At 61.8% G+C, this 21,432-nt stretch carries 13 protein-coding genes and 3 pseudogenes; 9 read left to right on the forward strand and 7 right to left on the reverse strand.

The genetic code is table 11. From position 1 onward, the window contains the following. Window positions 1-1,381 (forward strand): annotated as a pseudogene (locus N4R57_06630) (aldehyde dehydrogenase family protein). Beyond that, window positions 1,378-2,523: an iron-containing alcohol dehydrogenase gene (locus N4R57_06635; GenBank protein ID UYV38715.1), complete on the forward strand. Its 1,146-nt coding sequence runs from the start codon at window positions 1,378-1,380 to the stop codon at window positions 2,521-2,523. The pseudogene N4R57_06630 and the gene N4R57_06635 overlap by 4 nt, the downstream one beginning before the upstream one ends. A 378-nt stretch (window positions 2,524-2,901) precedes the next feature. Here the strand turns inward: N4R57_06635 and N4R57_06640 are convergent, their stop codons facing one another. From N4R57_06640 to N4R57_06655, 4 genes and pseudogenes are all read right to left on the reverse strand, one after another. After that, window positions 2,902-3,774, reverse strand: a complete 873-nt coding sequence (locus N4R57_06640; protein UYV38716.1) for a dimethyl sulfoxide reductase anchor subunit — start codon at window positions 3,772-3,774, stop codon at window positions 2,902-2,904. A gap of 4 nt (window positions 3,775-3,778) precedes the next feature. Beyond that, window positions 3,779-4,515, reverse strand: a pseudogene (locus tag N4R57_06645) (4Fe-4S dicluster domain-containing protein). Beyond that, window positions 4,512-4,706, reverse strand: a complete 195-nt coding sequence (locus N4R57_06650) for a hypothetical protein (protein UYV38717.1) — start codon at window positions 4,704-4,706, stop codon at window positions 4,512-4,514. The pseudogene N4R57_06645 and the gene N4R57_06650 overlap by 4 nt, the downstream one beginning before the upstream one ends. Further along, window positions 4,706-7,461: pseudogene (locus tag N4R57_06655) on the reverse strand (molybdopterin oxidoreductase family protein). Before N4R57_06655 ends, N4R57_06650 begins: the two are co-directional and overlap by 1 nt. Before the next feature lie 1,217 nt (window positions 7,462-8,678). Between N4R57_06655 and N4R57_06660 the strand changes: the two are divergent. After that, window positions 8,679-9,320 (forward strand): sugar transferase, encoded by a 642-nt coding sequence (locus N4R57_06660; protein UYV39524.1) that lies wholly within the window; start codon window positions 8,679-8,681, stop codon window positions 9,318-9,320. 19 nt (window positions 9,321-9,339) lie between these two features. Here the strand turns inward: N4R57_06660 and N4R57_06665 are convergent, their stop codons facing one another. Beyond that, window positions 9,340-10,512 carry a glycosyltransferase family 4 protein gene (locus N4R57_06665; protein ID UYV38718.1) on the reverse strand — a complete coding sequence of 391 codons (1,173 nt, stop codon included), beginning with the start codon at window positions 10,510-10,512 and terminating at the stop codon, window positions 9,340-9,342. Between the two features lie 238 nt (window positions 10,513-10,750). Between N4R57_06665 and N4R57_06670 the strand changes: the two genes are divergently transcribed. Together N4R57_06670 and N4R57_06675 are read left to right on the forward strand one after the other, a co-directional pair. After that, on the forward strand, window positions 10,751-12,136 hold the full coding sequence (locus N4R57_06670) for a hypothetical protein (GenBank protein ID UYV38719.1): 1,386 nt from the start codon (window positions 10,751-10,753) through the stop codon (window positions 12,134-12,136). Continuing rightward, a complete protein-coding gene (locus tag N4R57_06675) occupies window positions 12,133-13,446 on the forward strand; it encodes a glycosyltransferase family 4 protein (protein UYV38720.1) in 1,314 nt (437 codons plus the stop codon). Before N4R57_06670 ends, N4R57_06675 begins: the two co-directional genes overlap by 4 nt. Before the next feature lie 278 nt (window positions 13,447-13,724). Here N4R57_06675 and N4R57_06680 read toward each other — a convergent pair whose 3' ends face one another. Beyond that, window positions 13,725-14,219, reverse strand: coding sequence for a serine acetyltransferase (locus tag N4R57_06680; protein ID UYV38721.1), 495 nt, complete (start codon window positions 14,217-14,219; stop codon window positions 13,725-13,727). 359 nt (window positions 14,220-14,578) lie between these two features. Between N4R57_06680 and N4R57_06685 the strand changes: the two genes are divergently transcribed. Both N4R57_06685 and N4R57_06690 read left to right on the forward strand, forming a co-directional pair. Beyond that, a complete protein-coding gene (locus N4R57_06685; GenBank protein UYV38722.1) occupies window positions 14,579-14,968 on the forward strand; it encodes a hypothetical protein in 390 nt (129 codons plus the stop codon). Between the two features lie 8 nt (window positions 14,969-14,976). After that, complete coding sequence (locus N4R57_06690; GenBank protein ID UYV38723.1) at window positions 14,977-17,358, forward strand: calcium-binding protein; 2,382 nt, start codon at window positions 14,977-14,979, stop codon at window positions 17,356-17,358. A gap of 335 nt (window positions 17,359-17,693) precedes the next feature. Here N4R57_06690 and N4R57_06695 read toward each other — a convergent pair whose 3' ends face one another. Continuing rightward, window positions 17,694-18,905 (reverse strand): glycosyltransferase family 4 protein, encoded by a 1,212-nt coding sequence (locus tag N4R57_06695; GenBank protein UYV38724.1) that lies wholly within the window; start codon window positions 18,903-18,905, stop codon window positions 17,694-17,696. 137 nt (window positions 18,906-19,042) lie between these two features. On the opposite strand from N4R57_06695, the gene N4R57_06700 reads away from it, so the two are divergent. Further along, window positions 19,043-19,894: a glycosyltransferase gene (locus N4R57_06700; GenBank protein ID UYV38725.1), complete on the forward strand. Its 852-nt coding sequence runs from the start codon at window positions 19,043-19,045 to the stop codon at window positions 19,892-19,894. Then, window positions 19,891-21,252, forward strand: coding sequence for an oligosaccharide flippase family protein (locus N4R57_06705; protein UYV38726.1), 1,362 nt, complete (start codon window positions 19,891-19,893; stop codon window positions 21,250-21,252). The genes N4R57_06700 and N4R57_06705 overlap by 4 nt, the downstream gene beginning before the upstream one ends. Window positions 21,253-21,432: the final 180 nt, after the last annotated feature.

Here is a 21,432-nt window from a genome sequence, read left to right on the forward strand (position 1 = left end):
ATGAGCCAGACAATCACTTGTATTTCGCCGGTCGACGGGTCGGTTTATGCCGAGCGCCCTGTGCTTGGGCACGACGAAGCAACGGCGATGGTTGCGCGGGCGAAGGCGGCGCAAAAGGAATGGGCCAAGCGTCCTTTGAGCGAACGGATCGCGTTGGTGCGCAAGGGCGTTGAAAACGTCGGCGTGATGAACGAGGCGATCGTGCCGGAGTTGGCTTGGCAGATGGGGCGGCCGGTGCGCTATGGCGGCGAATTTGGCGGGTTTAACGAGCGCGCGTCCTATATGGCGGATATTGCGCAAAGCGCGCTGGCCCCGATTGAGATCGAGGATTCTGGCGATTTCAAGCGCTATATCGCACGCGAGGCGCATGGGCTTGTGCTGGTCGTGGCGCCTTGGAATTACCCGTTCATGACCGCGATCAACACGGTTGCACCGGCTTTGATCGCCGGAAATGCGGTGATTTTGAAACATGCGAGCCAAACGCCGCTTGTTGGAGAGCGCATGGCCGAGGCATTTTACGCCGCTGGCATACCCGAAGACATTTTTTCGAATGTTTTCCTTTCTCACGACTTAACATCGCAGATGATTGCACAGGGAAGTTTCGGGTTCGTTAACTTCACGGGCTCTGTCGGCGGGGGCCGCGCGATTGAGCGGGCTGCGGCGGGGACGTTCACCGGTGTCGGGCTTGAGCTTGGCGGTAAGGGCCCGGGTATGTGATGGAGGACGCGGACCTTGATGCGGCGGTTGATACGCTGATCGACGGGGCGATGTTCAACTCGGGGCAATGTTGTTGCGGGATCGAACGGATTTACGTGGCCGAAAGCCTGTTCGATGCCTTTGTAAACAAGGCGGTTGAGATCGTTTCAAGCTATAAGCTGGGCAATCCTTTGGACCCGGAAACCACCCTTGGGCCAATGGCGCAGGCGCGGTTTGCCGAAGAGGTCCGCAGCCAGACGCGAGAGGCGGTGGACGCGGGGGCGAAGGCGCTGATTGATCCGGCGCTTTTTCCGGCGGATGGCGGGGCCTATCTGATGCCGCAGATCCTTGTGAATGTGGATCATTCGATGCGGGTGATGCGCGAGGAGAGCTTTGGGCCGGTTGTTGGGATCATGCCGGTGAAAGACGAAGCCGAGGCGATTAGCCTGATGAATGACAGCGAATTCGGGCTGACCGCATCGCTTTGGACCAGTGACATTGCGCGGGCCGAGCGGATCGGACAAGCCCTTGAAACCGGGACGGTTTTTATGAACCGTGCCGATTATCTTGATCCGGCTTTGTGCTGGACCGGGTGCAAGAATACGGGCCGGGGCGGGGGCTTTCCGTGATCGGCTATCACAACCTGACACGGGTTAAATCCTATCATCTGAGGACACTGAAATGAGTTTGACGGCAAATTGGTCATACCCCACGGCAATTCGATTTGGCGCGGGACGTATCGCAGAGATTGCAGAGGCCTGTGCGGCGCTGGGGATGGCGCGTCCGTTGTTGGTGACGGATCGCGGTTTGGCGGACCTGCCGATCACCGTTAAGACGCTTGATTTGCTGGAGGCTGCGGGCCTTGGGCGGGCGATGTTTTCCGAGGTTGATCCGAACCCGAACGAGAAGAATTTGGAAGCCGGTGTAAGGGTTTACCGGGACGGTGGCCACGACGGTGTGATTGCGTTTGGCGGTGGCTCCGGCCTTGATCTGGGCAAGATGGTGGCGTTCATGGCGGGGCAGTCGCGGCCGGTCTGGGATTTCGAGGATGTAGATGATTGGTGGACGCGGGCGGATGCGGCGGCGATTGCGCCGATCATCGCGGTGCCGACCACGGCAGGCACCGGATCGGAAGTGGGGCGAGCCAGCGTCATCACCAATTCCGAGAGCCACGAAAAGAAAATTATCTTTCATCCCAAGGTGTTGCCGGGGATTGTGATCAGCGATCCCGAGTTGAGCGTGGGCATGCCGAAAGCGATCACCGCGGGAACAGGGATGGACGCGTTTGCGCATTGCCTTGAAGCCTATTGCAGCCCGCATTTTCACCCGATGAGTCAGGGGATTGCGATTGAGGGGATGCGCTTGGTTAAGACTTATCTTCCAAGGGCTTACGCCGACGGGAGCGACATCGAAGCGCGCGCCAATATGCTGGCGGCGGCGGCGATGGGCGCGGTGGCGTTTCAAAAGGGGCTCGGGGCGATCCATGCCGTGTCCCATCCGATCGGCGCGGTGCATGGCACGCACCATGGCACGACCAACGCGGTGGTCATGGCGCAGGTGTTGGCATTCAACCGTCCCGCGATTGAGGAGCGGATCGAGGAGCTGGCGAATTTCCTAGGAATATCAGGGGGTTTTGACGGGTTTGTCGGTTTTGTGACGGCGTTGAATGACGGTTTGGGCATCCCGAAAACCTTGACGGAATTGGGGGTTGAAGCGCCTGATTTGGACGGGTTGGTGGCCTCGGCTTTGGTTGATCCGAGCGTTGGCGGCAACCCTGTTGAAATGACTGCCGAAAACACCCGTGCGTTGATCGAAGCCTGTCTCTGAGGCGGGTCTTTTTCGGACGAAGGGTTAACGCCGGGATTTTGGCGGGAATCGGGGGTGACTCCCGGCTGACATTCGGCTGACTCCCGGCTGCCGGGCGGTGCGGAGGTGTTAACCGGCGTTAAGGTTAATGGGGCGTTCGGTGTGGGGGGAGATTGGCGGGCGGCTGGCTGCCGGGTTGTGCGGCATTGACGTGTTTTGTGGCCGGGTGGAGTGGGGGCCAGACCCCACGCGCTGTTGTAAGTGGGGGCCAGCCCCCACGCCCCCGAGGTATTTGGCGAACAGAAGAAGTTCGGGGGGCGGGTGTTGGTTGTTGGGGGCGCTGTTTTGAGCGCCGCGGGGGTGGTTGGGCAGAGTGTACGGTGAAGGGGGTGGCGTGGCTCACTTGCCGTAGTAGAGGCGCACGACGTGGGCGGCTTCGGCGAAGAACAGCCAGCGGGCGGCGAGCAGGCCAAGGATGTGGCAGAGCACCGCGATGAGAGCGATCGTATGGGTGACGGGCAGGGCCAGCAACAACACGGCGGGCAGGGCCGCGCCGAGGGTGAGGGCGATCAGGCGCAGTTTGAGGCTGTGCTTGCGACCCACGCTATAGGCCATTTCGTTTAGCAGATAGTTCTGGCCGGTGTGGGGCGGTTCGAGCAGGCGGGTTTTGCCAATCGCGCCGAGGCCGGTGGCGGTTTCCAGCGTGGTCGCGCCGGTCGCTCCTTGTTTGTCGCCGTGGAGCCATGCCGCGATCTGGGTGAGGCCGAGCAGGATCAGCAAGGCGGCGGCGGGGCGGGTTTGACCGGCGAGCAGCGCGCCGCCCGCCAGCGCATAGAGCAGGAAAAGCGCGGGGGTGAAGGGGGTGTTCCAACGCGCCACGGTTTTGAGTTGGGTGTAGATCATCGACGTGGTGAAGACGGTGGCGAGGCAGAGGGCTGCGCCGAGCGCACCGAGCGGGCGGAAGGCGGTGTCGAGGAAGATCTGCATGACGGCATGCGGGGCCATGGTGAGCAGGGCGGCGATTGCGATGATGCCTTCGCGGCTGAGCCATGAGGAGCGCCATTGCGAGAAGGCTTTGATTGCGTTTTTCGGGTTGGCGAGGTGGAAGACGGAGGCCAGCAGCCCGCCGACCGCCATCGCGTAGGCGATGAAATAGAAGGTGAAGGCGACCCAGCCGTGCACCGGGGGCAGGCCGATGCCGAGCCACGCCAGAAGGCCAAAGCCGAGGCCGGAGAAGGCCGTAAAGAAGATGACGGAAGGAGCGGGGTGCATGTGTTCAGAGCGCCTCCAGCGCCTTGTCGAGCCATTTGAGGAAGCCGGTGGGTTCGCTGTGCTGTTCGCTCAGGCGTTCGGTTGAGGGTTGGTCTTTGAGCCGCGGGGGCAGGTATTTATTGACCGGTTTGGTGCCTTGTTCGGGCATCAGGTCAAAGCCGCCACGTTCGGCGGTGAGGCGCGAGACGTTGCTGTCGGGGTCGGCGAAGTCGCCAAAGTGGCGCGCCCCGGCGGGGCAGGTGCGCACGCAGGCGGGGGTGCGGTCTTCCTCGGGGATGTTGTCGTTGTAGATGCGATCAACGCAGAGGGTGCATTTCTTCATCACGCCGGCGAGCTGATCAAGTTCGCGCGCGCCGTAGGGGCAGGCCCATGCGCAGAGGCCGCAGCCCATGCAATCGGTCTCGTTTACCAGCACGATGCCGTCTTCGACGCGCTTGTAGCTGGCGCCGGTGGGGCAGACGGTGACGCAGGGGGCGTCCTCGCAATGGAGGCAGGATTTGGGGAAATGCACGGTTTGGGCGCAGCCGCGCCGCTATCGGGCGTGGCCTCGAACGTATGGACGCGGTTGAGGAAGGTGCCGGAGGGTTCGGCGCCATAGGCGTCTTGGTCAGAGAGGGGCGCGCCGTGGCCGGTGGTGTTCCATTCCTTGCAACTGACCACACAGGCGTGACAGCCGACGCAAGTGTCGAGGTCGATCACGAGGCCGAGCTTTTTGTCGGTGGAGGTGGGGAGGGTGGTCATGCGGTGCCTCCTTTGGCGTAGGAGGGGAGGGCCATGCCCGCACCGCACGGGGCGGCGTGACACAAGCGAAACCGGGATGTGGCGTGCCACTGGGAGGTTTGCGCGGCGTTGCCGAAATGCCCGCCCCGTGGGGGGGCGGTGCGGGCATGGCCCGGCGTGACCGCCGGGCGGAGGGTTTCAGATGTGGTCATCAGAATTCCTCCCCATAGGCGATGTCTTTGGGTCCGGTGCCGACGGGCGACTTAGAAGCCATATGCGCCGGTTCGGAGGGGCCGCCGGGGGGCGCTTTTTCAAGCCGCACGCGCAGGTCGAACCACGCCGCCTGTCCCGTGACGGGATCGGAGTTGGACCAGCGCAGCCCATCGCCCTTGGGCGGGAGCAGTTCGTTGATGAGGTGGTTGAGGAGGAAGCCGGTGGTGGCTTCCTGCGCGTCTTCGGACAGCGCCCAAGCGCCGCGTTTCTTGCCGATGGCGTTCAGGTCCAGACGGTGTTGTCATTGAGCGCGTCCATCCGCGCGACCCGGCATTTGATGCGGCCATGCGGCGAGGTGAGATAGGCCCAGTCGTCATCTTCGGCAAAGCCGTGCGCCTCCCACTCCTTGCCCGGAATAAAGAGTTTGTTGACGCCGGTGATCTGGCGCAGCCATGCGTTTTGCGACCCCCATGAGTGATACATGTGCATCGGGCGCTGGGTGAGCGCGTGCAGCGGGTAGTCGGCGGGATCGGTGGCCGCGTCCTCGAGCGGTTGATACCAGTCGGGCAGGGGCGTCATGGTTTTGCTGATCTGGTCGCGCAGGTGATCGGGGGGCTGAATATCGCCATGCCCTTCGGCGGCGCGTTGCAGTTTGCGCATCGGTTCAAGGTAGAGGTTGAAGACATAGGGCGCGGGGGCGTCGAACAGGCCGATCTCGACCGCCCAGTCCTGATAATGCTGGTTCCACGGCTTCATGAATTGGGCGTTTTCGGGGATGTGGTTGATCCAGAAGCCGCCGTTTTCGATGTATTTCTCGATCTGATTTGGATTGGGCTCACCGCGCCCGTTCTTATCGCCATCAGGTCCGCGAAATCCGGCGAGGGGGCCGACGCCGGGGCGGCGTTCGTGGCTGACCATATAGTCGGCGTAATCGGCGTATTTCTGGCTTCCGTCCTCGTTAACGAAACCGGGCAGGCCGAGGCGCGCGCCGAGATCGCAGAGCGCGGATTGGAAGCCTTTTACGTCGCGGTCAGGCTCGACCACGGGCCAGCGGATGCTGTCGGCGGCGGCTTCGGCCTCGCAAATGGGGCGATCCAGAAGCGAGATACAGTCGTGACGTTCCAAGTAGGTGGTGTCGGGCAGGATCAGGTCGGCATAGGCGACGGTTTCCGAGGAGTAGGCATCGGAATAGATGAAATGCGGGATGACATAGTCGCCGTTTTCATCGGTGTCGGTGAGCATCTCGATCACGCGGGAGGTGTTCATCGAGGAGTTCCACGCCATGTTCGCCATATACATGAACAGCGTGTCGATCTTGTAGGGATCGCCCGCGTGGGCGTTGGAAATCACCATATGCATGAGGCCGTGCGCGGAGAAGGGGTTCTCCCATGTGAAGGCCTTGTCGATGCGTTTGGCGCTGCCGTCGTCGTTGATCAGCAGGTGTTCGGGGCCAAGCGGATAGCCGAGGTGTGGCCCGTCGAGCGGCTTGCCGGGGTGCGCACCGGCGTGGGGTTTGGGGTGGCTTTCGGGCGGCTTGGGGTAGGGCGGTTTGAAGCGGAAGCCGCCGGGGACCTCGACGCTGCCCAGCAGGATTTGCAGGATGTGCAGGGCGCGGCAGGTTTGAAAGCCGTTGGAATGGGCCGAGATGCCGCGCATGGCGTGGAAGGAGACCGGGCGGCCCGTCATGGTCTGGTGCTTTTCGCCTTTCCAGTCGGTCCATGGGATGTCGAGGGTGATTTCCTCGTCAAAGGCGACGCGGGCGAGCTCGGCAGCGGTGGCGCGGATTTTTTCGGGCGTGAGGCCGCAGGTTTCGGCGATCGCTTCGGGGGCATATTGCGGGTCGAGGTATTTCTCGGCCAGCAGTTGGAAGGCGGGTTTCCACGTGGCCCCGGCGCGGCGGAGGTGGCCTGCGAGGTCGGGGGTGATGCCGGGGGTGTCAAAGGCGACGGGTTTGCCGGTGGCGCGGTCGAGCACTTGGGCCTTGCCATCATCGTCGCGCATAAACAGGCCGAAATCGGGGCTGGTGTCATCGGTGTTCACAAGGAACCCGGCGTTGGTGTAGCGGGTGAGATAGGCGAGGTCGACTTTGCCGGCCTTGAGCAACTCGTGGATCATCGACAGGATAAAGAGCCCGTCGGTGCCCGGTGTGATGCCGATCCAGTCATCGGCGACGGCGTTATAGCCCGAGCGGATGGGATTGACGCCGATGATCTTGCCGCCATTGGCCTTGAGCTTGCCAATGCCGATCTTGATCGGGTTGCTGTCGTGATCCTCGGCCACGCCGAAGATCATGAAGAGGCGGGTGCGCTCCCAATCGGGTTGGCCGAACTCCCAAAAGGCGCCGCCCATGGTATAGATCCCGGCGGCGGCCATGTTGACGGAGCAAAAGCCGCCGTGGGCGGCGTAATTGGGGGTGCCGAAGGCCTGCGCCCAGAGCGACGTGAAGCTTTGCGATTGATCGCGGCCAGTGAAAAAGGCGAGCTTTTCCGGCGCGGTTTCGCGCAGCGGTTTGAGCCAGCCTTCGGCGATGGAATAGGCCTCGTCCCAGCTTATTTCCTCAAACTCGCCCGAGCCGCGTGGGCCGGTGCGTTTGAGCGGCGCGCGCAGGCGGGAGGGGGCGTAGTGCTGCATGATGCCCGCAGAGCCCTTGGCGCAGAGCACGCCCTTGTTGACCGGGTGGTCGCGGTTGCCTTCGATGTATTTCACGCGCCCGTCTTGGAGGTGGACGTTGATGCCGCAGCGACAGGCGCACATGTAGCAGGTGGTTTTGCGGATCTCGTCCGACACCTTGGGAGAGGGGCGGGAGCCGAGTTTGGTGTCTGTCATGAAACCGTCCCTGTTATACGGATGTCAGGGATGGTCCTGACGTATCTTGGTTTTTTTATATGTTAGGCTTTGCCATCGTGGATTGGCAAACAGTTAGAGGGGGAGGGCGGCGTGTGGCTATCCCCGATGTGTTCTGGACCTATGATGCTTGGCTCTCTGGACTTATTGGCGGGGCGGGGCGCGATGGTTGGTAAAATTTGAAGATGATTCGTGGCGATTTGCTAAATATTGCCACAATTGGCCGGTGCGACAGCGTGTCAGCGGCGGAATTTCAGGCGGCGAGCGGTGCTGAGTGCGAAGTTTTTTCGCCCGCTCACTCGCTTTCTGCGTGTTGACGCGCGGGGCGCTTGCAGGGGGTGATCTGTGCTTTGCGGAGAATCGCCGCTGGCCCGGTGGGGGGTGTCATGGCGGCGGGCAGGTGTGGTTGCCTGTTGCGGGCGGTGGCGCGCGCGGGCGTGGCGGCGATGGTTGGGCGAATATTGGATTTTGGCACGTTTAGCGTGTGTTTCGCGAACAATTGTTTCGCATTCCGGGGGCACTTGTCCGAAGTGGCGTGAATTGTTTCGGCTGTCATAACAAACGCAGCGCACAATCGGGTTTGGCGCAGGTTTGCGCAGGGGCGGCGAGGCGCGGTTTTTCGGGCGATGCCGTTGATAACAGGCCGAGTTTTAGGCCGGGCGCAGCGCGGGATTTGGGGTGGAAAAGGGCGTTGTCGAGGGGGGAATACACAGCGGGTGACGTAGCGGAAGGGGGCGGTTTTCAAGAAAACTCCCCTAAACCATAGGTTGTATTTGCAAAGTCTTCGTTTGACGCGACCCATGTGTGCGCCCTATTTTTGCCATAAGTTTTTCACCGCGAGGCTGGAAACCCGTATCGTCTTTGGGGCTGTTAGACGATTGGGGGCCGAGGGGCGGAATAGCTGTGTGATGTGAGTATTGTCTTGGGGACACGTACCGGGACGGAAGAACAGACAAGGCCCTCTAACTGCCACTACGGGTCATTTTGCGGAAGGTTCGACACGGCGCGTGTTTTTGCGCGGGGTCATTCCTCTGGCTGTTTTACCGGATCGGACGTGTTCCACCACTTGGGGAAGTGTTGTGAACGAACGTGCCGGAACCAGATTTGATGCCGACAGGCTGCAAAGCCTGATTGACGCAGAGCGACCACGTCGAATTGGCGCTGTGGCGTATCGGCGTGTGGTCAAGCGCGTTCTGGATGTGGCGATTGTGCTGCTTGTGGCGGTTCCGACGCTGGCGCTTTTGGTTCCGCTGATGGCGATTATCGCGCTTGACGGGCGGTCACCGATTTATGTGCAGAATCGGCTGGGCAAGGATGGCCGGGTGTTTCGCATGTTCAAGCTGCGCTCGATGGTGGCGGGGGCGGATGAAATTCTTGATGCCTATCTGAGCCGCAACCCGGAGGCGCGTGCCGAGTGGGACCGGACCCAGAAGTTGAAATCCGATCCGCGCATCACGGTGTTTGGCGCGTTTATCCGCAAATCATCGCTGGATGAATTGCCGCAGCTGTTGAATGTGCTGCTTGGCAGCATGTCGATTGTTGGGCCGCGTCCGATGATGGTGGAACAGAAAGACATGTATCCCGGCGCGGCCTATTACGACATGCGCCCCGGCATCACCGGGTTCTGGCAGGTGAGCGAGCGCAACGAGACCAGCTTTGCCGAGCGGGCCTATTATGACACGGCCTATTTCCGGCAGATGTCGCTTTGGACCGATATGCGGGTGGTGTTGCAGACCGTGAAAGTGGTTGTGCGCGGCACCGGTTATTAAGACTGCTTATTAAGACCGGTTATGAAGACCGCCCGATCAGAGCGCGTTTTTCCTGAATGAGAGTGATTGCGGCGTCGGCCCATGCGTCCCAGTTGAGATCGCTTTCGTAAGCTGCACGGGCGCTTTGGCGCAATGCGATATAGGCATCGGGGCGGGCAAAGTATTCCATGATCTTATCAGCGAAATCATCCGGTTGTGACCCGGCGGGCAGGGGGTGTCCGGTGATGCCGTCACGCACGGGAATGCCGCCGAGATCGAGGCAAAGCGAGGGCAGGCCATAGGCCGCCGCCTCGCAAAAGGCAAAACCGTAGCTTTCGATACTGGGCTGGAGCAGGAAATGCGCGTGGCGTAAGGCGTTGGTGAATTGCGCGGCCTCGGTCGGGTTGGTTTTGTCGAGCGGGCCAAGGGCGGTGACATATTCGTTGCGGTGAAAGTCGGGCGGGGTGGTTCCGATCACGGTGAGGCGGGCATCAACGCCGCGCGCGCGCAGCGCTTGTAGGGTGTCAAAAGCCAGCGGGCCGCCTTTGGCGAACCAGTCGCGCCCGAGAAGCACGAGGTTGAGCGGGGTATCGCGGGTTGGCGGCTCTGGCGGGGCGGTGGTGGGGCCGGGATCGTCGATATTCGCGCCCCACGGCAGGGTGTGGGCGGTGTTTGGGGGCAGGTTATAGAGCGCCTCGGCCTCGGATCTGAGCCAGTGAGATGGGCAGAGCATCAGGTCAAGCGCGCCGTAAATGCGCCGTTCGGCGCGCAACGTGAGCGGGTCGATCAATCTGCGTCCGACCCATGATGCGCTATAGCTTTGCCCGATAACCGAGCGTTTGTAGACGGTTGGCGTGGCGTCGGAGGTAAAGGCCAGCAGGCCGCCTTTGGGCCGCGTGATGCCTGCGAGCGATTGGAAGGAATACGCGCAGAACACCACATCAAAGCCGCCTGTGCGCAGGGCACGATTGAGCGGTCTGGCGATCAGTCGCGCGAGCAGCAAGTGCGCCCGCCATCTAAGCCGCAGTTGCGGGCCATCGGGCAGCGCATAGATGGCGTGGCGCAAAGGTTCGGCCATGCCCCAGGTTTGCGGCAGCACGGTCACATCGGCGCGGGCGGACAGGGCCTTGAAAATACGCGCGTTGCCGCCGGAATAGGGCGCGGCGTGCTCGGGCGATATATCGCAGAGGTAGGCGATTTTCAGGCGGGTCATTGGCGGGCCTTTGTGCGGCGGGTTTTGCGGCGGGTTAATGTGGTTGGGCGGTGAGCGCATCGTGGAGATAGCATAGGTGGGCGAGCAAACCGCGACCAGTGGCCCGAAATCAGAAGGATTGTAGACCATTCTGTGACAAAACCGAAAGGCAGGTGAGGACAGGCCGCGATGGGCCTGCTAAACAGGGGCAAGCCGCTGACGCTTCAGCCACAAAAGAGCAGAACAGACCCGACGACAGATGCCCAATTCGCTTGCATATCTCGCGCTGACGCTATGGCCGCTGGTGTCGATTGCGCTGTTTCGCCGGTTTGACACCGGGCGGGCGGTGATATGGTCGTTGCTGTTGGCTTATCTGTTCCTGCCGCCGCCGCCGGCGGTGTTTGATTTTCCGCTGATGCCGCCGTTGTCAAAGCAAACATTGCCGCCGGTGGTTGCGTTTTTGGTGGCTTGGGCGATGCGCGGGCGTGAATTGCGCCTGTTTCCGCAGTCGCGCGTGGCGCGGGTGTTGATGGTTGTGTTCGTGGGCAGCCCGCTGGCCACGGTTTTGACCAACGGCGAGCCGGTGTTTTTCGGGGTCGTGGGCCTGCCGGCGTTGCGGATGGTCGAGGCCTTTGCGTTGATGGTGCAGAACGGCATGTTGCTGTTGCCCTTCATCCTTGGCTTCAACTTTCTTGATAAAACGCAGGATCAGCGCGATTTGCTGTTTGCGCTGGTGGCGGCGGGGTTGGTGTATTCCGTTCTGATGCTGATCGAGGTGCGGTTGAGCCCGCAGATCAACGTCTGGGTTTACGGCTATTTCCAGCATTCCTTTGCACAGATGGTGCGGTTTGGTGGGTTCCGGCCCATCGTGTTTTTGTATCACGGGCTGTGGGTGGCGTTTTTCGCGCTGACTGTTGTGGTGGCGGCGGCGGCCTTGTTTCGCGGCAGCGAGGGGCGGGCGCGCACGCATTACTTTATGATCACCGGCTATATGTGGGCGGTTCTGGTGCTGTGTAAATCGGTGGCGTCGCTGGCGTATTCGTTGATTTTGCTGCCGCTCGTTTTGTTTATGGGCACGGTTTTACAGCTTAGGGTGGCGGTGTTGGTGGCGATGGTGGCGGTTGCCTATCCGGCGATGCGCGGGCTTGATCTTGTGCCGACCGATTGGCTGGTCGAGCAGGCGGCGTCGATTGATCGCGACCGTGCGGCCTCGCTCGATTTTCGGTTTGATAACGAGCAGGTTCTGATGGAGCGCGCCCGGATAAAGCCGGTGTTTGGCTGGGGCAGTTGGGGGCGCAATCATATCCTTGATCCGGTGTCGGGGCGGATTTTGACCGTGACGGACGGGCGTTGGATCATCACGATCGGGGTGTTTGGCTGGGTCGGCTTTATTGCCGAGTTCGGCTTGCTGACCTGGCCATTGTTGCTTTTGGCGGGGCGCAGTCGCGGGCTTGGGGGGAACACCGAGGTGTCGCCGTGGTTGGGGCCGGTGGCGCTTATACTGGCGTTCAACCTGTTTGATTTGCTGCCGAATGCGACGATCACGACGCTGACGTTTTTGCTATCAGGCATGATGTTGGGCCACGCAGAGCGGCGATTGCCGCGCCCTGCGCGTCAGCAGCAGAAGTTGCGGAGTGTGATGTGAGCAGGCGGGTGCGGGTTCTTGTGATTGCCGAGGCGGCCAACCCTGAGTGGGTGTCGGTGCCGCTGATCGGCTGGTCTCTGGCGACGGCGCTGCGCGAGGTGGCGGATGTGCATATCGTCACCCATGTGCGCAACCGAGAAGCATTTGAGCGGGCGGGCGAGGTTGAGGGGCGCGATTTCACCGCCATCGACAGCGAGGCGCTGGCCCGACCGTTGTGGAAGCTGGGCGAGGCGCTGCGCATGGGGCAAGGCAAGGGGTGGACCGCGCTTCAGGCGGTCTCGGCGCTGAGCTATCCTTATTTCGAGCGGCTGGTCTGGAAGCGCTTTGGCGGTGAGATTGCGCGGGGGGAATTCGACATTGTGCATCGGGTAACGCCTTTGTCGCCGACCATCGCCTCGCCGCTGGCGGGGCGCTGTGCGAAAGCCGGGGTGCCGTTCATCCTTGGGCCGCTGAACGGTGGGGTGCCTTGGCCGAAAGGGTTTGAGGCCGAGCGGCGGCGCGAGCGCGAGTTCCTGTCTTATGTGCGCGGGGCCTACAAGGCGCTGCCCGGTCGCAAGGCCACCCTGCGCCATGCGGCGGCGGTGATTGTCGGCTCGCGCCACACCCAGAGCGAGATACCCGCCAAGTGGCAGGACAAGACGGTATACATCCCGGAAAACGCAATTGATCCAGCGCGGTTTTCGACGCGGGCGGCGCCCACGGAGCCGGTGTTGCGGGCCGGGTTTGTCGGGCGGATGGTGCCCTATAAGGGGCCGGATATGTTGATCGAGGCGGCGCTGCCGCTGCTGAAATCCGGCGCGCTTGTGCTTGATATGATCGGCGATGGGCCGATGCTGGACGCGCTTAAGGCGCAGGTGGCGGCGGAAGGGATGGGCGCGCAGGTGCGCTTTCACGGCTGGCTGGCGCATGAGGCGGTGCAAGAGGTCTTGGCGCGCTGTCATGTGCTGAGCTTCCCGTCGGTGCGCGAATTCGGCGGCGGCGTGGTGCTTGAGGCGATGGCGCTGGGCGTGGTACCGATGGTGGTGGATTACGCCGGTCCGGGTGAATTGGTCGATGCCGAGGTGGGCCTGAAGGTGCCGCTTGGCCCGCGCGAGGAGATCATCGCCGGGTTTCGTGCGGCCCTGACGGAATGTGCCGCAGACCCGGCCTCGCTGAAGGCGCAAAGCCAAGCAAGCCGGCAGCGTGTCACAGAGTATTTCACTTGGTCGCGCAAAGCCGCGCAGATCGCGGAAATTTATGACTGGGTGCAGGGGCGTGGCGCAAAACCGGCACGGTTCGAGCGGGAGCGCCCGGCTGACCACCCCCTTTGACGAAAGCCCACCCACCCACCCCTTTCGCCAAAGGGGGTGGGCTTGGACTTGCGGGCGGTGGTGGGTGTGGCGTCGTTGGAATTGAGTATTTGGGGCAAGATGAAAGGCTGACTTGGCTTTCTTTAATGGGAGAAATACCCAAATTCCGACCTATGTTAAGATCGCCAAGCCGGGTTAGGGCGCGTGGTCTTTCGCCTAGGTGATGGGGCCGAGCGAAGCGAGGCCCCCCTCTGGCGACGCGCGTAGCGCGGCGCAACACCTATTTTCTTCGTGGCACGTCAGGGTGAGGAGATCACGCGCGCAGGAATTCCGGCCACCGTAGCACCAGCGGGCACATCGCGTGTGACCACTGCGTTTGCGCCGATTACAGCGTGATCGCCAACGCCTAAGGGACCGATCAGTTTGGCGCCTGCGCCGATATCGACGTGACCGCCGAGCACGACCGGCCCGGCCAGCGTTACTTGGTGAAAGATCATGCAGTTCACGCCGATTTTTGCATCCGGGTGAATGATAATTCCCGTCGGGTGCGTCAAACGCAAGCCGCCGCCGATGTCGCAATTCAGGTGAATTTCACTCTGGCAGGCGAGCGACCAGAACCAGTGGACCAGCACCCAATAGCGCGTCTGAAAACGCGCGATCATGCCGCCACGCGCACGCGCCGCTTGGTAGCGGCGGATCGCGCGCAGCAGTTTGCGCCCCGGATCCCAGAAGCCTTGTATGGTTTCACGAGACCAGTCGGGCGTGTCCGCTGAGATGGTGTGATCGAGTGTCATGAATGTGTTTGGTCAGTTGTTTAAGCAATGAAAGGTCAATCAATTCCGCGTGCTAGCGGCGGTTCGTTTGGCGATGAACCTTGCAAGAAAACGCCAAAGGCGCAACAGTCTCGGGCATGCGGGAAGAGCCGGAGAACGGAAATTATGAGATATGTCGCCTTTTTGTTGTTTGTCATTGTTTTGGCGATTGCCGCTGTCGGGCCGCGCCCGGCCGAGGCGTTGGAGCGCAAGGTTTACTTTTTCGGCAATTCGTTGATCCATCATTTGAGCGACAGTGACGAAACCACCGTGCCGCATTGGCTTGCTCTGATGGCGCGCGAAGGGGGCATCGGTTTGGGGCGGACGGGCAGTGGGGGTTCATGCGCGATTTCGCCCGCCCAGGCAAGCCGCTGGCGAATTGGTCGCTGCGCCGTGTGCAGGGCGTTTGGGATCGTGATCGCCGCCCGTTTGCCAAGGCGGGCTGGGATGCGATCGTGGTTAACCCGGCGAATTTCATTCAATATCAATCTCCTAGCGCAGCCTATGATGGGGATAATCCCGACGGTGCTTCGCCGTTAACCGCGCTTTTGGGGGTGATTGATGCGCATGGGGTTGCGCCGATTTACCTTTATGAAGGTTGGGCCGAGATGTCGTCAGGCTTCCCCCTTCCAAGCGCCAGTTCCGCAGGTACAACGCATTTAACGCGGGCGATTATCATGCTTGGTATGAGGCGCTTGTATCAGAGGTTCGCCGCGCACGGCCAGAGGTAGAGATCACCTTGATCCCGGTCGCCAAGATCCTGTCGGAGCTTTTCAGTGAGGGGCCGATTGCCGGGATTGATCCACGGCTTCTTTATGTCGATGGCGACCCGCACGGCACGGCGACGCTTTATCTGTTGGCCGGGATGGTGACCTATTCGGCGCTTTATGGCGAGCCCGCGCCGGTTGGGCTTGATCTTGGCGAGAGCATCGCGCCCGACGTACGCCGGGCTTATCCATTGTTGGCGCAAGAGATCTGGAAAAAGCTCGAGGGCGAGAAGCGCGCCGAGGCGCCGTCTGCGGCGCCGGTCGCGCCGGTGGCAGCCTCATCAGCTCCAGCAGTCCCGGCAGCCCCGGCGGCGGCTGTGGCGGCGAATGCGTCAGCGAAGCCAGCGGCAGCCACTGCAGGTTTGAGCGATACCGGGCTTGCCAATCCGTCACTTGCGATGGGGCTTAACGGGGTGGCCGACTGGACCACCCAGCAGCCCTTTGTTGACATCATGAAGACCGCCCGCCCGTGGCAGGGCCACGAGGGCCCCAAGTGGGGCGCGTGGGATGCGGCGCGGCTTGAGCGTGAGGGGTATCTGGACGATGCGGGGTGGCCCAAGGCGTTGCCGCCCAAGGTGGACCGGATCGAGAGTTTCATCCTCACCGATCAGAACGAGGGCGCCACGAAGATGGCCGGGCGCTATCGCGTGACATGGCAGGGCGAGGGGCGGTTGCGTGTTGGCGGGCGGCTGCGCAACGTCGCGCGCATCAAGGGCAAGAAAGAGCTGTGGTTTGACTATACCCCCGGTTCGGGCGAAGTGGCGCTGAGCATTCTGAGCACCGACCCGGACAAGAGCGGCGATCATATCCGCGAGATCCGTGTTTTGCGCGAGGATCAGATCGCGCTTTATGATTTGGGGGTGACGTTTAATCCCGATTGGATTGCCCGGATTGCCGATATCCGGGTGCTGCGCTTCATGGACTGGATGTTGACCAACGGGTCGCCTGTCAATCGCTGGGAGGGGCGGCCGCAGCTTGATGATTTCTCTTACGGTTGGCGCGGTGTTCCGATCGAGGTGATGGTGGAGCTGTCCAACTTTATTGGTGCAGACCCGTGGTTCAACATGCCCCACGCCGCCGATGACGTCTATGCCGAACGTTTTGCCGAGATGGTGTTAGAGCGGCTTGACCCGCGGTTGCATGTCTATGTCGAGTATTCCAACGAGGTTTGGAACCACGGATTTCCGCAAGCTGTTTGGCTGGGGGAAGAGGCGCGTAAACGCTGGGGGCGCAAGGCGGGGGACGACGCGTGGATGCAATTCGCCGGGATGCGCGGGGCCGAGATGATGCGCGTCTGGGGCGCGGTTTTCAGCGGCCCCGAGGCGGCACGGTTGCACCGGGTTGTGGCGGTGCATACCGGCTGGATGGGCCTAGAAGAGCCGCTTTTGGAGGCGCCGCTCTGGCAGGCGGAACAGGGCAACGGGGCGGTCTCTCCGGCGGCGCATTTTGATGCCTATGCGGTGTCGGGGTATTTCGGCTTTGAGCTGGGCACCGAGGAGGAGGGGCGCTTGGCCGATCTGCGGCGCTGGATTGCGCAGAGCCGGGAGTTGGCGGAACAATCCGATGCGGCGCAAGGGTTGCAGCGCCGCGCGCTGGACGCGGCGATTGAGCCGATCCGGTTTGACGCGGCGATCCCTAAAGCGGCCGAGGCGATCCGGGAGGGGTCGCTCAAGGAGTTGACGCAAACGCTCTGGCCCTATCACGCGGGCGTGGCAAAGCGCTATGGCTTTGCGCTGATCATGTATGAGGGGGGCAGCCATGCGGTCGGCCATGGTGCGGCGAGCAATGACGAAGAATTGACGGCGTTCTTTCACGCCTTCAGCTATTCCGAGGCGATGGCAGCGCTGTATCGCGAAGAGCTTGAGGCGTGGCGTGGGGTCGGCGGGACGCTGTTCAATGCGTTTGTCGATGTGGCGCGCCCGTCGCAATTTGGCAGCTGGGGTGGGTTGCGGCATTTGCAGGACGACAATCCGCGCTGGCGTGCGCTGATGGCTCAAAACGCGCGCGCGCCACAGGCCTTGGACAGCCGTATGGAAAGCGCTTTCCTGCATGGGCTGATGCTGCGCGCGGATCCGGGGGGGACGGTTCTGACGGGGAGTGCACAGTCGGACATTCTTTTGGGGGATGTGGGCGATGATACGCTGATCAGCAACGGGGCGGGAGATTTCCTTGATGGCGGTCCCGGTGATGACCTTGCCCGGTTTCCCGGCGCGCGCGAGGATTATCGCTTTGCCATTCAGGGCCCGCGTCTTTTGGCGACGCGCAATGGTGTCAGCACACGTTTGCTCAGGATTGAACGCTTGTCTTTTGCGGCGGATCCGGAGCGCATCTATCGCCTTGAACTTGCGCAATAATTGCAAGCGTTGCGCCGCCCCCTTTGGCGAAAGCCCACCCACCCACCCCTTTCGCCAAAGGGGGGGGTGAAATTGGGCAGGATGGCGTGTTTGGCCCGGTTGAGATTGAGTATTTGGAGCAAGATGAAGGGCTGACTTGGCTTTCTTTAATGGGAGAAATACCCAAATCCCGACATATGCTCAGATCGCCAAGCCGGGTTAGGGCGCGTTGCCCTTGGTCAAGGTGATGGGGCCGAGCGAAGCGAGGCCCCCTGTCGACGCGCGTAGCGCGGCGCAACACCTTCTATCTGATGACCTGCCCTGATTGCGCAAACGGTGTAACAAGGGCTGCGCTCTCAGGCTGTGCATCCCTTAAGCAAGGTCGCCGCACCGTGTGCTGATGTAAACGTGCCGGTGATCCGTTCACGACCAGCATGGGAGAGGGATTGGCAGCGGTCGGGGTCGGCTGCGAGGGCGGCGATGGTATCGGCCAGAAGCGCCGGGCTCTTGGGCGGCACCAGAAGCCCGTCGCGGCCTGAGGTGATCAATTCGGGCACGCCGCCTGTTGTTGTGCCGATCGTTGGCACGCCCATCGACATGGCTTCCATATAGGCCACACCCAGAGGTTCGTGCCAGCTTGCCAGCACAAAGAGATGTGCCGCGTCGAGCCGGGCGCGCACATCTTCGGCGTCGATTGCGCCGAGCAGGGTGGCGTGCTCTTCGAGCCCCAAGCGGGCGATGTCGGCGGCGAGTTCGGTGTGGAACCCCGATCCGCCCGCGTCATCCTCGCCCGCGATTTCAAGGGTTGCGTTGATGCCGCGTGCGCGCAGCAGGGCCAAGGCCTGAAGCAGGCCCTGATGTCCTTTGACGACGTTGAGCCGCCCGCAGGAAAACAGCCGCAAGGGTTTGCCCGGTTTTGGCGGCTGGTAGGGGGCGGAGCGGCGCAGGACCGCCGGGTCGACGCCCATTGGTTGCAGATAGAGCGTCTTGGGCAAATCGGGGCCAAGTGTTTGTTCCAGCTCACGTGTCAGCTTGCGGGTGATCACCGTGCCAAAGCGGGCGTGGCGCCATTTGAAGCCTTGACCCGGCCCATAATCGGACAGCGGGCCATGCAGTGTGAGCGAGTAGGACAGCCCCCAGATCCGGTTCGCCAGCGCACAGATCAGCGCCGTTCGGCCACAGGAGTGGGCGTGGACATGGGCAATACCCGCTGCGCGGCAATCAACGGCGAGACGCCGCGCGGCGGGCAGGCAGATGAGCGCGTCGCGCAGAAACTCGGCCCCTTCGCGGCGCAAATCGCGCCAGAGCGCGCGCAGCGGCAGACGGGGCAGGGCCAGCGCCGTGTTGAGCGGATTGAGCATGCCGAGATAAGTGGTGCGCGCCATCGCCTCGTCGGACCAATCATGCGCAATAAGGCCAAGAGGAGGGCGGCGTGTGCTGAAAAGGGCCACACTCGCGCCTAAATTTTCCAGTTCAAGTATCTCACGCCAAAAGAAGATATGGGTTTGCCCCGGAAACTGCGGTATCAGGATGCCGATTGAGCTGGGGAAGGATGCGTGATCTGGCACGGGCGCGCTTTCGAATTGAGCAGAGATTTGAGTGGAATGAATACACTAAAGCAGGCTACGGGGCGACATTGCACCGAACGGGTGGCTGTAGGCAAGGCTGACAGAACCGGTACAAAAGGACGCAACCGATGCCGGGGATGAGTGTGATAATCCCCGCCAATAACGAAGCGGCGTTGATCGGGCGATGCCTTGAGGCGGTTCTTGGGTCGGACCCCAAGCCCGGTGCCGGGTCTGGGTCGTTGCCGTTGCCGATGCCGATTGAGGTGATCGTGGCGGCCAACGGATGCAGCGACGACACCGCCGCAATTGCGCGCAGCTATACGCCGCATTTCCAGCGCATGGGCTGGGATTTCAAGGTTATGGAAATGGGCCCGGTCGGCAAGACCGGGGCGTTGAATGCCGCCGACAAGGCGGCGAAATTCGGCTCGCGGGCCTATCTGGATGCGGATGTGGTGGTCTCTGCGCCGATGCTGGATCAGGTTGGGCGGGCGTTGGAAATACGTCGCCCCGCCTATGTCAGCGGGCAGGTGCGGATCGTGTCGCCCAAGGACCGGGCGAGCCGGTTATATGCCAGCGTTTACAGGCGCGTGCCCTTTATGACGCAGGGCGTGCCGGGCTGCGGGTTTTTCGCGGTCAATCAGGCCGGGCGCCAAAGGTGGCGGGCGTGGCCCAAGATCATATCCGATGACACATTTGTGCGGCTGTTGTTCACACCGCAGGAGCGGATTGGCGTTGGCGCGACCTATGATTGGCCATTGGTCGAAGGCTTTGACAATCTGGTCAAGGTGCGGGCGCGTCAGGATGAGGGCGTGCGCGAGGTTTTGAAGGCCTTTCCGCAGCTGAAACAGAACGACGACAAGCGCGGTTTGGGCCTGTTTGGGAAGCTGGGTCTGGTTCTGAGCAATCCGGCGGGGTTTGCGGTTTATACGGCGGTGCGGATCAAGGCGCGCGCCTTGGGTGACAGCAAAGAATGGAGCCGGGGCAGATGAGCGCCCTTGCACGGTTTATGGGCGAGCAGAGTGTGCTTGCGCGGGCTGTGCGCTCGGCCGGGCTGACCATTGTTGGATTTGGCACCAGTCAGGGTTTGCGGCTGATTTCGAACCTGATCCTGACGCGGCTGTTGTTTCCCGAGGCCTTTGGGATGATGGCGCTGATCACTGTTTTCCTGATGGGGTTGAACATGTTTTCGGATGTCGGGGTGACACCGGCGATCATGCAATCCGAGCGCGGCGACGAGGAAGATTTTCTGAACACAGCTTGGACCATTCAGGTGATCCGGGGCCTGTGTTTGTTTGTGGTGGCCTGTGGCATCGCGTGGCCGGTGGCATGGTTCTATGGCGAGGCTGATTTGGCGTTGATGCTGCCGGTGTCGGCGTTGTCGCTGGTGATTGCGGGGTTCAACCCGACGCGGTTGGATCAGGCGAACCGGCACTTGCGGCTGGGTCGGGTGACGGCGCTTGATATGTTCAATCAGGCGGTGGGGATCGGGGCGGCGATTTTGCTGGCGTGGCTGTGGCAATCGGTTTGGGCGTTGGTGATTTCCGGCGTGATCGGGGCGTTGGTTCAGCTGGTTGTTTACAGCATGTTTTTGCCGGGCGCGGCAAACCGGTTCCGGTGGGAAAAACCCGCAGCACAGGAGTTGATCGGTTTCGGTAAGTGGATTTTTCTGAGCACGGTCGCGGGGTTTTTCCTGTCGCAGGCCGACAAGTTGCTGATCGGTAAATACCTGCCTCTGGACCAGTTCGGGGTGTATAATATCGGCTATTTCCTAGCCTCGTTTCCGTTGCTTATGGGCGGGGTTCTGGTGCGGCGCATTTTGATCCCGATTTACCGCGAATGGCCACCGACGGCGGCGCGGGAGAATTTTATGCGTCTGCGCAAGATGCGGTTTATCGTGTCGGGCGCGCTGCTGGTTATCCTTGCGGTGCTGGCGGTTGGGGGCGTTTGGATTGTCGATTGGCTGTATGATCCGCGCTATGCCATGGCCGGGGCGGTGACGGTGGTGATTGCCTGTATGCAAATCCCGCAGGTGATTGCGTTGACCTATGATCAGGCGGCATTGGCGGCGGGGGACAGCAAGCGATTTTTCGTGCTGGCGGGCAGCAAGGCGGCGATGATGGTGGCGTGCCTGTTGATCGGGCTGGAGGTTGGCGGGCTGTTTGGGGCGCTGATCGGGCAGGGCGTTGCGATGCTGTTGGTCTATCCGGTGGTGATCTGGCTGTCGCGCGCGACGGGGGCGTGGGACCGGCTGCATGACATGGGGTTGGCGCTGGCGGGGGTGATGCTTGTCTTGCTGGCGCTATGGGTGAATGGGGCGGAGATCAGGGCGCTGGTGGCGCTGTCGTAAAGACCGGGCACAGAGCGGGGCACAGACAGGGCACAGAGCGGGGTTTCGACGCAAAGATTAGCCATTGCGCGATTCTGCAATTATAAGGCGAGTTAGGCGAATGTGGCGGAAATATGGTTGAGTTCCCCGCCTCTAAAGCCCTCAAAAACCGTTAAAACTTGGCGAAAAGTTGCAATAGCG

The organism is Rhodobacteraceae bacterium D3-12 (genome assembly GCA_025916135.1).
In the GTDB taxonomy this organism is placed as follows: domain Bacteria; phylum Pseudomonadota; class Alphaproteobacteria; order Rhodobacterales; family Rhodobacteraceae; genus JAKGBX01.

Coding starts and splice junctions, on each gene's coding strand:
- N4R57_06685 (UYV38722.1), top strand. CDS start 14,579: ATGCGCGATTTCGCCCGCCCAGGCAAGCCGCTGGCGAATTGGTCGCTG.
- N4R57_06705 (UYV38726.1), top strand. CDS start 19,891: ATGAGCGCCCTTGCACGGTTTATGGGCGAGCAGAGTGTGCTTGCGCGG.
- N4R57_06680 (UYV38721.1), bottom strand. CDS start 14,219: ATGACACTCGATCACACCATCTCAGCGGACACGCCCGACTGGTCTCGT.
- N4R57_06635 (UYV38715.1), top strand. CDS start 1,378: ATGAGTTTGACGGCAAATTGGTCATACCCCACGGCAATTCGATTTGGC.
- N4R57_06670 (UYV38719.1), top strand. CDS start 10,751: ATGCCCAATTCGCTTGCATATCTCGCGCTGACGCTATGGCCGCTGGTG.
- N4R57_06700 (UYV38725.1), top strand. CDS start 19,043: ATGAGTGTGATAATCCCCGCCAATAACGAAGCGGCGTTGATCGGGCGA.
- N4R57_06665 (UYV38718.1), bottom strand. CDS start 10,512: ATGACCCGCCTGAAAATCGCCTACCTCTGCGATATATCGCCCGAGCAC.
- N4R57_06640 (UYV38716.1), bottom strand. CDS start 3,774: ATGCACCCCGCTCCTTCCGTCATCTTCTTTACGGCCTTCTCCGGCCTC.
- N4R57_06650 (UYV38717.1), bottom strand. CDS start 4,706: ATGACCACATCTGAAACCCTCCGCCCGGCGGTCACGCCGGGCCATGCC.